Annotated in this window: 8 protein-coding genes; 6 read left to right on the top strand and 2 right to left on the bottom strand. The window is 45.3% G+C overall.

Going from position 1 to position 12,980, the window contains the following annotated elements:
- Positions 1-28: 28 nt before the first annotated feature.
- Positions 29-1,507, top strand: a complete 1,479-nt coding sequence (locus AC1EK4_RS02835; protein WP_480356941.1) for an alkaline phosphatase family protein — start codon at positions 29-31, stop codon at positions 1,505-1,507.
- 254 nt (positions 1,508-1,761) lie between these two features.
- Here AC1EK4_RS02835 and AC1EK4_RS02830 read toward each other — a convergent pair whose 3' ends face one another.
- Complete coding sequence (locus AC1EK4_RS02830) at positions 1,762-3,795, bottom strand: M13 family metallopeptidase (protein WP_036895982.1); 2,034 nt, start codon at positions 3,793-3,795, stop codon at positions 1,762-1,764.
- A gap of 38 nt (positions 3,796-3,833) precedes the next feature.
- Positions 3,834-5,789, bottom strand: a complete 1,956-nt coding sequence (abc-f, locus tag AC1EK4_RS02825) for a ribosomal protection-like ABC-F family protein (protein WP_036895808.1) — start codon at positions 5,787-5,789, stop codon at positions 3,834-3,836.
- Positions 5,790-5,917: 128 nt separating this feature from the next.
- Here abc-f and AC1EK4_RS02820 point away from each other — a divergent pair, with 128 nt between their 5' ends.
- The 5 genes from AC1EK4_RS02820 to AC1EK4_RS02800 all read left to right on the top strand — a co-directional run bounded on the left by AC1EK4_RS02820 (position 5,918) and on the right by AC1EK4_RS02800 (position 12,970).
- Entirely contained in the window at positions 5,918-8,047 is a 2,130-nt protein-coding gene (locus AC1EK4_RS02820) for a Tex family protein (protein ID WP_480356940.1), read from the top strand.
- 164 nt (positions 8,048-8,211) lie between these two features.
- Positions 8,212-9,717 (top strand): Gfo/Idh/MocA family protein, encoded by a 1,506-nt coding sequence (locus AC1EK4_RS02815; protein WP_480356995.1) that lies wholly within the window; start codon positions 8,212-8,214, stop codon positions 9,715-9,717.
- Between the two features lie 99 nt (positions 9,718-9,816).
- Positions 9,817-10,596 carry a creatininase family protein gene (locus AC1EK4_RS02810; protein WP_036895813.1) on the top strand — a complete coding sequence of 260 codons (780 nt, stop codon included), beginning with the start codon at positions 9,817-9,819 and terminating at the stop codon, positions 10,594-10,596.
- Positions 10,587-11,690 (top strand): cyclically-permuted mutarotase family protein, encoded by a 1,104-nt coding sequence (locus AC1EK4_RS02805; protein ID WP_036895815.1) that lies wholly within the window; start codon positions 10,587-10,589, stop codon positions 11,688-11,690. Before AC1EK4_RS02810 ends, AC1EK4_RS02805 begins: the two co-directional genes overlap by 10 nt.
- A 47-nt stretch (positions 11,691-11,737) precedes the next feature.
- Entirely contained in the window at positions 11,738-12,970 is a 1,233-nt protein-coding gene (locus tag AC1EK4_RS02800) for an MFS transporter (RefSeq protein WP_480356938.1), read from the top strand.
- The last annotated feature ends 10 nt before the right edge of the window (positions 12,971-12,980 follow it).

Raw genomic sequence — 12,980 nt, 5'->3', positions numbered from 1 at the left:
TATCAGTAATTCTAAAAATCAATATCAAATGAAAAGACTATCTATTTTATTATTAGCATGTTGCGCCACACTTCTATCGTTGGCACAACCTGCACGACCGAAACTTGTGGTGGGACTTGCTATCGATCAAATGCGGTGGGACTACCTTTACTATTATTACGACCAATATGGTAAGGGCGGATTGAAGCGCTTGCTCAACGAAGGGTTTAGTTGCGAAAACACTATGATAAACTATATCCCGACAGTAACAGCCATTGGCCATACATCCATCTATACAGGTTCTGTGCCTGCTCTTCATGGTATTGCCGGCAACAACTTCCATCTAGGTAATAAAAAAGTGTATTGTTGCGAAGACAAAACTGTGCAAACCGTGGGTAGCAATAGCAAGGAAGGGATGATGTCGCCACGCAATATGTGGGCTACAACTATCGGAGACATGCTCAAAATGGCTACCGATGCCAAGTCGAAAGTGATAGGCGTAGCACTCAAAGACCGCGCTGCCATATTCCCAGCCGGTCATGCTGCCGATGCCGCTTATTGGTGGGACCACAGCTCTAGAGGCTATATCACCAGCACCTATTATATGAAGCAACTGCCAGCATGGGTAGAAAAGTTCAACAAGGCCAACCGCCCGGCTAAGGATGTAGACATTACCGGCATTCCCGATGGAGTGACCAGTACGTTCAAAATGGCCGAAGCTATCATCAAAAACGAGCAGATGGGTATGCGTGGACAGACCGATATGCTCTGTGTAAGTGTATCATCGACCGACATCATCGGGCATAAATACGGCACACGTGGCAAGGAAAACCACGATGTCTATATGCGCTTAGACAGGGATTTAGCAGAGTTTTTCAATTATCTAGACCGCAAAATTGGTCGTGGCAACTACCTCTTCTTCCTCTCGGCCGACCATGCCGGTGCTCACAATCCAAACGTATCACGCAGTCACAACATTCCTGCTGGTGGTTGGGATTATAAAGCTACCATGACAGCACTCAACAATCATCTGCAACAGAAATTCGGTGTAGCCGACCTCTTCAACGACATTTACTCCACAGCGATGTATCTAAACCACGATGTTACCAAGAAAGCCGGCCTTGACGAAAAGGCTGTTAAGGCTGCAGCAGTAGACTATTTGAAGGCCGATTCACAATTTGTATATGTGGTAGATATGGATAACATTGCCTCAGCTCCTATCAATTCCATTGTGCGCGAACGTGCTATTAATGGCTATTGCCGCGGTAGAAGTGGTGAGCTATTAGTTATCCAACGTCCTAACATGCTACCTTTCAAGGTTGCAGCCGACTACATCGGTACGTCACACAGTGCATGGAATCCCTACGATGCCCACATTCCACTTGTATTCATGGGATGGAACGTGAAACATGGCCAGACCTCTACGCCGACCTATATCACCGATATTGCACCCACTGTCTGCCAGATGCTTCACATACAAATGCCTAATGCTTGTGTTGGCAACGCTATATTGAAAATTGTAGAATAAGAATCTTACGGTATATAAAGAATAAAACCGGCATCTCAACAAGGGATGTCGGTTTTATTATATTGTTGAAGTTTCGCTATCATGCTCAACTTCAGCATTATTTGGAGTAAAACGCCTGTCAGGCGTTGGAGTTACAAAGGGGAGTTAATAGACATTTGTCTGTTTACTCCAAGGCTTTTTGAGGCTTTTACTTCTACTAACTCCTGATGACTCCCGAACATGTCATACTTGAGCTATATTATAGTAGGTATATCTTACCAAAGCTGCAAACGCTCGCTTTCAGGGATAAACATCTTATCTCCCTGCTTCACATCGAAAGCCTTATACCAAGCATCAATATGAGGAAGAGCACCATTTACACGCCATTCGCCCAGTGAGTGAGGATCGCTCTTCACACGGTTACGAATTTCTTTCTCAGTGATATTCTGTCCCCATACACCGGCATAAGCAATGAAGAAACGTTGATCTGCGGTGAATCCTTCTTTAGTTTTCAAAGGCTTCTTGGCTGTAGCATTCTTGTAAGCATAGTAAGCTAACTGAAGGCCTCCGTGGTCTGCAAGGTTCTCACCCAATGTTAATCGACCGTTACCTTTAAGGTCTGGCAACACATTAATATTGCTAAAGAAGTCGGCATACTTATCTGTACGCTCCTTGAAATTGGCTGCATCGCTGGCTGTCCACCAGTCTTTCATATTACCATCCTTATCATATTGACGTCCCTGATCATCGAATCCGTGAGTCATCTCATGACCGATAACCACCCCGATAGCACCATAATTAAAGGCATCATCGGCCTTAGGATCGAAGAACGGATACTGCAAAATACCAGCGGGGAAGCAAATCTCGTTAGTCGTAGGATTGTAATAAGCATTCACTGTCTGCGGAGTCATACCCCATTCGTCACGGTCTACCGGTTTGCCGGCTCTCTTTTCGATATGGCGAACACTCCAAAATTCGGTACAAGCCATCATATTTTCGTAGTAAGACTTAGCCGGATCAATGATCAATCTTGACATATCTTCCCACTTATCAGGATAACCTATCTTCACATAGAAGGCATCCAACTTTTCATGAGCAGCAGCCTTTGTTGTGTCGCTCATCCAAGTTTGTGCATCTATACGCTGTCCGAGAGAGATTTGTAAGTTGCGAACAAGTTCCTTCATACGCTTCTTGCTTGATTCCGGGAAGTAACGCTCAGCATACATTTTGCCCAACGCCTCGCCCAGAACACTCTCTACTTGATTAGTAGCTTTCTTCCAACGAGGATAATCAACCTTACGTCCACGCATGGTTTTACCAAAGAAATCGAAATTGGCAGCAATCACCTCGTCGCTCAAATAAGAAGCTGACGATTGAATAAGATCCCACTCCATGAGGGCACGAAGGTCGTCGGCAGAGAGCACTGCGGTCAATTTATCGACGCCGGCCATGAATGCTGGCTGTCCTACAACCATCTCTTGGATATAGTCGACCTTCACACCACGAGCCTTAGACATGGCTTCCAAATCGATACCGGGATAGTTTTCCTTGAACTCGGCTAATGTCATCTTATTGTAATTAGCCTGTGGATCGCGCAGTTCTGTATTACTTTTGGATATCAAAGCCACTGCCGTTTCAAAACGCATGATAGCATCTCGGCGACTTTCGGCTTCTGTCTGAGAGAATCCGAAGAGCTGGAACATACGCACAATGTGCTTCTTATAAGCTTCACGAATATCGGCTGTGGCCGCATCGTTGTCTACATAATAATCTTTCTGACCCAAAGTAAGACCACCCTGATAGATGCTCAGAATATTCATCTTGGCATTTTTGTCATCAGCACCAAACCATGTACTGAATGGAACACCATATCCGAAAGTAGCATACTTGAGTTGCAAAGCCTTCAAATCGGCAATAGTCTTGGCACTTTCAAACTCCTTCATACGGGGCATCACAGGACTAACGCCCTCTTTGTTACGACGAACAGAGTCCATAGCCAGCTTATAAAGATCGCTCAACTTCTGCTCAGTAGTACCCTGCTTGAACTTTTTCTTGAGGAGTTCATCCAAGATAGAGTTGATACGTTTGTTGTTATCTTCTTGCAACTTGTCGAAACTTCCGTAACGACTATAGGCTGCCGGCAGTGGATTATTCTTCTGCCAACCACCTGTTGCAAACTCATAGAAATCGTCGGCAGGACGCACGGTCTTGTCAAGATTGGCTGCTTTAAGTCCCGTAGCATTCTGTGCCATACTCAATTCGGGCATGGCCACGAAAGCCAACATGGGAACAATCGTTTTTAAATTCATCATTTCGTTATTTGGATTATTGATATATTCGTTAATCATCATGCTTGCAATTCCTCCAATTTCTCGGAGAGTTCCAACCATTTCTCATTCTCTTCGTCGAGCTTACGCTTCACTGCCGTGTACTCAGTAACCAACTCCATGTTGGAAGCATTAGCTGGATCGCAAAGCAAAGTATCCAACTCGGCAATACGCTTCTCCATGGATACTATTCTCGACTCGCTTTCCTTAACGGCTTTTTCTGCTTTATTAAGTCGCTTTTGTAGCTCTTTACGCTCAGCGTAACTCTCTTTACCGCTAGACAGAATAGGGGTAGTAACTGCTGTATCTGCTTTAGTTGAAACCGTTCGTTCAGCCATCGAAGCATTTTGCAAAGCCTCTCCTACGGTCTCGGCTTGGTATGCTTGCAGATAATCATAGATGCCTCCCAAATGCTCTCTCACCTGTCCACCGCGGAATTCATATACTTTCTCGGCCAATCCATCAAGGAATTCACGGTCGTGACTCACAATGATAGCCGTACCGTCGAAGGCACGTATAGCCTCTTTCAACACATCTTTAGAAGGCATATCAAGGTGATTGGTAGGCTCGTCGAGAATCAACAAATTGACAGGTTCGAGCAATAAGCGAATCATGGCTAATCTGCTACGCTCGCCACCACTAAGGAATTTCACCTTTTTATCAGAAGCCTCACCACCGAACATGAATGCTCCAAGAATGTCGTTGATACGCAGACGCACTTCGCCTTTAGCCACATGTTCTATCGTATCGTACACCGTCAGTTCCTCATCAAGCAACTGTGCCTGATTCTGAGCGAAATAACCAATCTGCACATTGTGTCCGACCTTAAGCTTACCTGTGTATGGTATCTCGCCCATTATACATTTAACAAGCGTTGACTTGCCCTCACCATTCTTGCCAACAAAAGCAACTTTCTCGCCTCGTCGAATGGTTAGGTTAACATGCTTAAACACAGTATGAGCGTCATAATCCTTACGTACATCCTCACAAATAACGGGAAAATCACCACTACGTAAGCATGGTGGGAACTTGAGGTGGAGCGCAGAGTTGTCGACTTCGTCTACTTCGATGGGCACAATCTTCTCTAATTGCTTGATACGGCTCTGCACTTGTACAGCCTTCGTGGGCTTATAACGAAACTTTTCAATAAAGTCTTTGATGTCGGCTATCTCCTTTTGCTGGTTCTCATAGGCACGAAGTTGCTGTTCTCGGCGCTCAGCTCGGAGCGTAACGTACTCATTGTACTTAACACGATAGTCTTCGGCACGACCACATGTAATCTCTATGGTGCGATTAGTGACGTTGTTGATGAACGCTCTATCGTGACTTACAAGTACCACAGCACTTGAACTTTGGATCAAAAACTGTTCGAGCCACTGAATAGAATCAATATCAAGATGGTTGGTCGGTTCGTCTAATAGCAATACATCAGGCTTCTGTAACAAGATTTTAGCAAGTTCGATACGCATTCGCCATCCCCCAGAGAACTCGCGAGTAGGTCGTTCGAAATCACTACGTTCAAAGCCTAAGCCCACTAAAGTACGCTCAATTTCAGCCTCATAGTTCTCGCCTCCAAGCATCATAAAGCGTTCATGCTCCTGCGTAAACTTATCAACCAAGGCAGCATAGCTCTCACTTTCGTAGTCGGTGCGGTCGGCCATCTCTTGTTGCATCTTCTCTATACGAGCCTGAAGATTGGTCGTACTCGCGAAAGCTTTGCGTGTTTCTTCGCGCACAGTGGTGTCGTCTTGCAGCTTCATAACCTGCGGTAAATAGCCTATCGTGCAATCATTAGGCACAGAGACAGTCCCGTCAGTGGGCTTCTGAATGCCACATAGAATCTTAAGCATGGTAGACTTGCCTGCTCCATTCTTACCTACAAGGGCAATACGATCATGATCGTTCACAACAAAACTAACATCGGTGAATAGCGGTTTCACACCAAATTCAACCTTCAAACCTTCTACTGAAATCATTATTTAGTACACCTTATTATATTGCAAAGTTACGCTGAAATAATAATATTACAAAATAAATAGTTTGAAAGTTCCCTTTATCTGTTGCATTGAAGTATCTTTGCAGATACTATAAAAAACAATTAGACATGAATCTATTTACAAATATCATAGCCCAAGCACTTTCTTTATCTGCAAGAAGTGTCGAGCATACACTTCAACTATTGGATGAGGGCTGTACCATCCCGTTCATCTCGCGGTATCGTAAAGAACAGACCGGTTCATTAGACGAAGTGCAAATAGCTGCCATCAGCGAACTAAATGACAAATACAAAGAACTCGTTAAACGCAAAGAGACCATCAGTAAGACCATCACAGAGCAGGGGAAGATGACCGACGACCTACTGTCGCGCATCAACAATTGTTGGGATGGCACGGAATTGGAGGATATTTACCTACCCTATAAACCCAAGCGTAGGACGAAAGCCCAAATAGCTCGCGAACAAGGATTGGAGCCTTTGGCCACTATTATCCTGTTACAAAGAGAGCAACATCCCCACCATGCCGCAACTAGATTCGTCAAAGGAGACATCAAAAACAGTATAGAAGCTATCAAAGGGGCACAAGATATCATCGCCGAAACAGTGAATGAGGACGAGCGTTCGCGCCAACAACTACGCTCACTTTACCGCCGTGGAGCGGTCATTACATCGAAAGTGGTCAAAACAAAGAAAGATATAGAGGAAGCACAAAAGTTCAGTGACTATTTCGATTGGCAAGAACCGCTAAAGCGTTGTTCCAGTCATAGATTGTTAGCAATGCGTAGAGGCGAGAACGAAGGGATTCTGCGAGTTAACATTTCGGCCGATGACGAAGAATGTTTGAGCCGTTTAAAACGACTATATATCAAAGGTTTTGGGGCATGTCAAAAGCTCGTTGAGAAGGCTGTAGAGGACGCTTATAAGCGCCTACTCAAACCTGCTATGGAGAATGAGTTTACGGCTTTAAGCAAAGAGGTGGCCGACCAAGAGGCTATCAAGGTGTTTGTGGGCAACTTGAGGCAACTTTTATTAGCTGCGCCTTTAGGGCAAAAGAAAGTCATGGGAGTTGATCCGGGCTTTCGGACTGGCTGTAAAGTAGTTTGTCTAGATGCTCAAGGAAATCTTCTCTATCACACGGTTGTAGACATATTACCACCCAAAGGTAATCAACTTTCGGCTTCGAAACAGTTCGCAGAAGTCGCCAAGAAATTCTCATGTGAGGCCATTGCTGTTGGTAATGGGACGGCCAGCCGAGAGACAAGCGATATTATTAAGCACACAGAGTTTTATCGCTCAGACTTGCCTGTGTATGTTGTGAGCGAAGATGGGGCCTCTATTTACTCAGCATCAAAGGTTGCTCGTGAAGAATTCCCAAATGAAGACGTCACTGTTCGAGGCGCAGTTTCCATCGCCCGACGCCTCATGGACCCACTGGCAGAACTTGTTAAGATTGATCCAAAGAACATTGGCGTGGGGCAATATCAGCACGATGTTGACCAAACACAACTTAAAAAGAGCCTTGATCAAACTATTGAAAGTTGCGTAAATACGGTTGGTGTCAACCTCAACACGGCTAGCCAGCAATTGCTTACATACGTAAGTGGGCTCGGTCCGACACTTGCTAGCAACATCGTTGAATACAGAATGAAGAACGGTCCTTTCGCTACTCGTGCTGAATTAAAAAAGGTTCCACGTCTCGGACCGGCAGCATTCCAACAATGTGCTGGCTTCCTACGCATCCCAAACAGTAAGAATCCACTTGATAACAGTGCTGTACACCCTGAAAGTTACGGCATTGTTGAAGCCATGGCCAAGGACAATCGTTGCACCGTAGCAGAACTTATCAAGCATAAAGACATACAACAAACCATCGATTTGAATCGCTATATCACCGCCGAAAGAGGCCTACCGACACTCAACGACATTATGAAAGAGTTGGAAAAGCCCGGCCGGGACCCTCGAAATGAGATTGAAACATTTGAATTCGACGAGCGAGTGAAAGACATCAAAGATTTGGAAACAGGCATGGAACTACCGGGTATCGTTACCAATATCACTAATTTCGGTGCCTTTGTAGATATTGGCGTGCACCAAGACGGGCTTGTACACATCTCTCAATTGTCCCATCATTTCGTCAAAGATCCCAATGAAGCGGTGCATTTACACCAGCATGTACGGGTGAAAGTATTAGAGGTAGATTTCCAACGAAAAAGAATCAGCCTCACAATGAAATTTTAATCAATTAAGATATTAAAATAATAACAAAATAAATTCGCTTATATTATCAAAAGTTACTATATTTGCAATTCAAATAATTTACCGTTAAAAACTAGAAACCAAACAAAATGAAACTCACAATGAGAAGAAGTAAAAGGTTTATGTTGGCCACTATTTGCACGTTAATGGCAACTATGTGGTCCGTTCAAGCATTTGCACAGTTCGACTGGCACTACACCATTAAGAACGGTACTGCCGTGACTGATGTGCCTACACGCCCTGAAGGCCAAAAAGATGTAATCAATTTGGTAACACCTAAATTGAAAGTTGTACGTGTAGCATTCGTAGGTTTAGGTATGCGTGGACCCGGTGCTGTAGAGCGGTGGACTCACATTCCCGGCATCCAGATTATGGCTTTGTGCGATCATGAGAAAGAACGTGCAGAGAAATGCCAAAACATTTTGAGAAAAGCTTCAATGCCTGCTGCCGATGTTTACTATGGAGAAGAGGGCTACAAGGAACTATGTCAGCGCAAAGACATTGACCTCGTGTACATTGCAACCGACTGGTTACACCATTTCATCGTTGCAAAATACGCTATGGAACATGGCAAACATGTTGCTATTGAAGTACCTTCTGCTATGAACATGAACGAGATTTGGACTTTGATTAACTTGTCAGAGAAAAATCGTCTCCACTGTATGATGCTGGAAAACTGCTGCTATGACTTCTTTGAGTTGAATACTTTGAACATGGCACAGCACGGTGTATTCGGCGACGTACTCTATACTCAAGGTGCTTATCGCCATGATTTGAGTCCGTACTGGTCATATTACTGGAAAAAAGATGCTAACGACAAGCTTGGCTGGAGACTTGATTACAATCAAAAGTTCCGCGGTGATGTATATGCAACTCACGGTCTAGGCCCCATCGCTCAGGTTCTTAACATCCACCGTGGCGACCGCATGCGTACCTTGATTGCCATGGATACCAAGTCGGTTAATGGTAAGAAGAAGGTTGAAGAAGCTACCGGTAAGGCATGTACTGAATTCAAGAATGGCGACCACACTACTACTCTGATTCGTACTGATAACGGCAAAGTGTTGGAAATCCATCACAATGTCATGAATCCACAGCCTTACAACCGTATGTATCAGCTCACCGGTACTGAAGGATTTGCTAATAAATACCCAGTAGAAGGCTATGCTGTATCTTCTAAGAAGATGCAAAGTTCGGGTGTAGCTCCCTCTTCCGACAACCTCTCTGGACACGAATACCTCTCGGCAAAAGATGCTCAAGCACTCGTAGAGAAGTATACTAGCCCCATAGTCAAGAAGTATGGCGAAGAAGCAAAGGAAGTTGGTGGACACGGCGGTATGGACTTTATCATGGATAGTCGCTTAGTTTACTGTCTACAAAACGGTCTTCCACTAGATATGGACGTTTATGATCTCGGTGAATGGTGCTGCCTCGCCGAACTAGGCGCTATCTCTATGGACAACGGCAACATTCCTGTAGAAGTTCCAGACTTCACTCGTGGACACTCCAACGACGTCAAAGGATACGCCCATGCATTCGCTAGTCCGGAGCAAGAAGCTCTGACTGCCGCAGAAGCTAAGGCTTTCACAGCGAAGCTCAAAGTTCAAGGTAAGAAGTATTGGGAAAAAATAGACAAGAAATCTAAGAAGTAATTACTTCGTAACATAGGAGGACTCCAATCCTCCTATGTTCAATTTCAAGCTATCATATCTTATCACGAACGTTATTAACTCATTGACCTACACCTTCTTATGAATAGAGAAACAGACTTAACAGTATCCACTTACGGCATTGCCAAAGACTTAGATTACGAAGTGATCGTGTTGCCTTGGGGAGCAACAGAGCCTCACAACTGGCACTTACCTTACATGACAGACTGTATTCTCTCACATGCCGTTGCCGCAGACGCAGCCCAATTAGCTTTTCAGAAATATAATGTAAGGTGTATGGTAATGCCTCCTATCACGCTAGGTTCACAAAATCCGGGACAACGCGAACTTCCTTTCTGCATTCACGGACGCTATGAAACGCAGAAAGCTATCCTCACCGACATCGTAAGTTCGCTCCATCATCAAGGTTTCCGTAAACTTTTTATTATCAACGGGCATGGCGGAAACAACTTCAAGAACATGATTCGAGACCTATCAATAGACTATCCTAACTTTTTAATAACGGTTAGCAACTGGTTCAATCATATCAATCCTAAAGACTTTTTTACCACACCGGGCGACCATGCCGATGAGGTTGAGACCTCTGTCATGATGCATTATCATCCCGAACTTGTCCGTCTTGATGAGACTGGGAACGGCAAAAGCCGTGGCTATGCCATCAAAGCGATGAAGACTGGCAACGTTTGGATGCCCCGACAGTGGGATATGGTATCGCATGATACAGGCATTGGCGCCCCTCACCTATCTACGGCTGAAAAGGGAAAGAAGTTTGCTAATGCTGTATGTGAGAGCTATGCCGAGTTTTTACGCGACTTTGCTAAAATCGAAAAAACAGAAGATTTCTACGAAGCATGGCCTTAAGATTTATTTTGTTATTACTAACTGCCTGCCTCACATCGATGTGTGGAGCAAGCCAAGAATATACGCTACAGATGAATATCCAACAATTAAAAGGTTTTCCTACTGCAGAAGCTGGTATAGAAAAGGGAGTATCGGCATGCTTTGCCGGACTCATTCAAGACCATCTTGTTATGGTCGGAGGATGTAATTTCCCCGAACGACCAGCAGCAGAGAAAGGAGAAAAAAGATACTATCAAGGTATCTACGCTACAGCTGTCAATGGTTCTGATACCAACGTTTGGGAAAAAGTGGGAGAGCTCCCTACCCCAATAGCTTACGGCGTAAGCATTGTGAAGGGCGAAACGCTCTATTGTATCGGTGGCAACAACGCTGAATCAAGCCTGAATACCACTTATGCCATCACGTTAAAAGGCGGTAAAGCCGAGATAACCAATCTTCCTACACTTCCTGCCAAGCTAGACAATCATGCCGGATGTGCCATTGGCGACAGTTTAATTGTGCTAGGTGGCAACTGGAACGGACATGCTTCTAATCGCGTATTGATGCTGGAACTGTCGGCACTTGATAAAGGTTGGCAGCAATTACCCGACTTTCCCGGAATTCCACGCGTACAACCAGTTTGCGCCTTCGTCGAAAATAGCATTTGCCTTTGGGGCGGTTCGTCGCCAAGGACGGAAGCTCAAGACACCCAATTAGGCTTAGAAGGTTGGCAATACGATTTCAATACTGCCACATGGACTGCTCTCCCTGCTGCTACCGACAACACAGGAGAGACCGTTTTCCTAGGTGGTGGATGTGCCACAACCCTGTCCGATGGAAGCATTATCGCCATGGGTGGTGTCAACAAAGACATATTCCTCAATGCCGTAAACCATCCCCAACTGGGCTATATGACCCATCCTGTAGAATGGTATCGCTTCAATCGGCTCGTCATGCAGTTTAAAGATGGACAATGGAAAACTATCGGAGAGAGCGAAGCAACAGCTCGTGCTGGTGCAGCATTATTCACCGACGGTACTCATCTCTATGAGATTGGCGGCGAACTCAAGCCGGGCATCCGCTCAACAGGCATTTACAAGATAACGATTAAATAATATCGATGAGGCCAATAAGCCCCATTGACTAATAAAACCAAAACCTAATGACAAATAAGAAATATTATCCATGGGTAGTCGTAGCCCTACTATGGATTGTAGCTCTACTCAACTACATGGACAGACAGATGCTTTCCACCATGCAGGAAGCTATGTCGCTAGATATACACGAGCTCAATAGTGCCGAGGCATTCGGTGCTTTGATGGCAGCATTTTTATGGGTCTATGGCCTTGCCAGCCCCTTCTCAGGCGTCATTGCCGACCGCGTAAGTCGTAAATGGCTCATCGTAGGTAGCTTGTTCGTATGGTCTTTAGTCACATTCCTTATGGGCTATGCCAACGATTTCCACACTCTCTACTGGTTACGTGGCATCATGGGCATCAGCGAAGCACTCTATATACCCTCTGCCCTATCGCTCATTGCCGACTGGCACGATGGAAAAACGCGCTCACTAGCTATTGGAATCCACATGACCGGCCTCTATGTGGGGCAGGCTATTGGTGGTTTCGGTGCTGCCGTAGCCTCACTATTCACATGGCACACAGCCTTCCATAGCTTCGGATTGATAGGCATTGCCTACGCCGTTGTGCTATTGTTGCTCCTCCACGAGAAACCCGAACATGCGAAAGCTTCGGCCGAGGAAGGCCAAAAACGTGGTATATCCTCAGTCTTCAGTGGTCTAGGTATCGTCCTCTCTATATGGACTTTTTGGATAATCCTCTTCTTCTTTGCAGCCCCAAGTCTGCCGGGCTGGGCTACTAAAAACTGGCTACCGACACTCTTCGCTACCAATCTTGGTATTTCAATGGAACAAGCCGGCCCCATCTCTACCATAACTATAGCCGCTTCTTCGTTCTTAGGAGTCATCTTAGGTGGTATCTTATCCGACCGATGGGTGCAACGATGCCTGCGTGGTCGCATCTATACCAGTGCCATCGGACTTGGTCTTACCATCCCATCGCTCCTGCTTTTAGGCTACGGACATAGTCTGTTGGCCATCGTCGGAGCCGGCTGTCTATTCGGTATTGGCTTTGGAATGTTCGACGCCAACAACATGCCGATACTTTGCCAGTTCATTTCCTCACGTTATCGTGCTACTGCTTACGGCCTCATGAACATGACCGGTGTGTTTGCCGGAGCTGCCGTGACACAGGTACTAGGCAAATGGAAAGACGGTGGAATGCTGGGTGAAGGCTTTGCTTGGCTCAGTTTGGTCATGTTGGCTGCCCTATTATTGCAGCTCATCTTCCTTAAACCGAAGGCCGACAACTTAGAATAAAACAGATTCA

Source organism: Prevotella sp. C0026C3, assembly GCF_056590795.1.
The sequence above is the reverse complement of the archived record's forward strand: the minus strand, read 5'-3'. Positions and strand labels throughout refer to the sequence as shown.

Bases quoted from the DNA above. Each gene is read 5' to 3' on its own strand.
- AC1EK4_RS02835 (WP_480356941.1), top strand. From the start codon at position 29: ATGAAAAGACTATCTATTTTATTATTAGCATGTTGCGCCACACTTCTA.
- AC1EK4_RS02830 (WP_036895982.1), bottom strand. From the start codon at position 3,795: ATGAATTTAAAAACGATTGTTCCCATGTTGGCTTTCGTGGCCATGCCC.
- abc-f (WP_036895808.1), bottom strand. From the start codon at position 5,789: ATGATTTCAGTAGAAGGTTTGAAGGTTGAATTTGGTGTGAAACCGCTA.
- AC1EK4_RS02820 (WP_480356940.1), top strand. From the start codon at position 5,918: ATGAATCTATTTACAAATATCATAGCCCAAGCACTTTCTTTATCTGCA.
- AC1EK4_RS02815 (WP_480356995.1), top strand. From the start codon at position 8,212: ATGGCAACTATGTGGTCCGTTCAAGCATTTGCACAGTTCGACTGGCAC.
- AC1EK4_RS02810 (WP_036895813.1), top strand. From the start codon at position 9,817: ATGAATAGAGAAACAGACTTAACAGTATCCACTTACGGCATTGCCAAA.
- AC1EK4_RS02805 (WP_036895815.1), top strand. From the start codon at position 10,587: ATGGCCTTAAGATTTATTTTGTTATTACTAACTGCCTGCCTCACATCG.
- AC1EK4_RS02800 (WP_480356938.1), top strand. From the start codon at position 11,738: ATGACAAATAAGAAATATTATCCATGGGTAGTCGTAGCCCTACTATGG.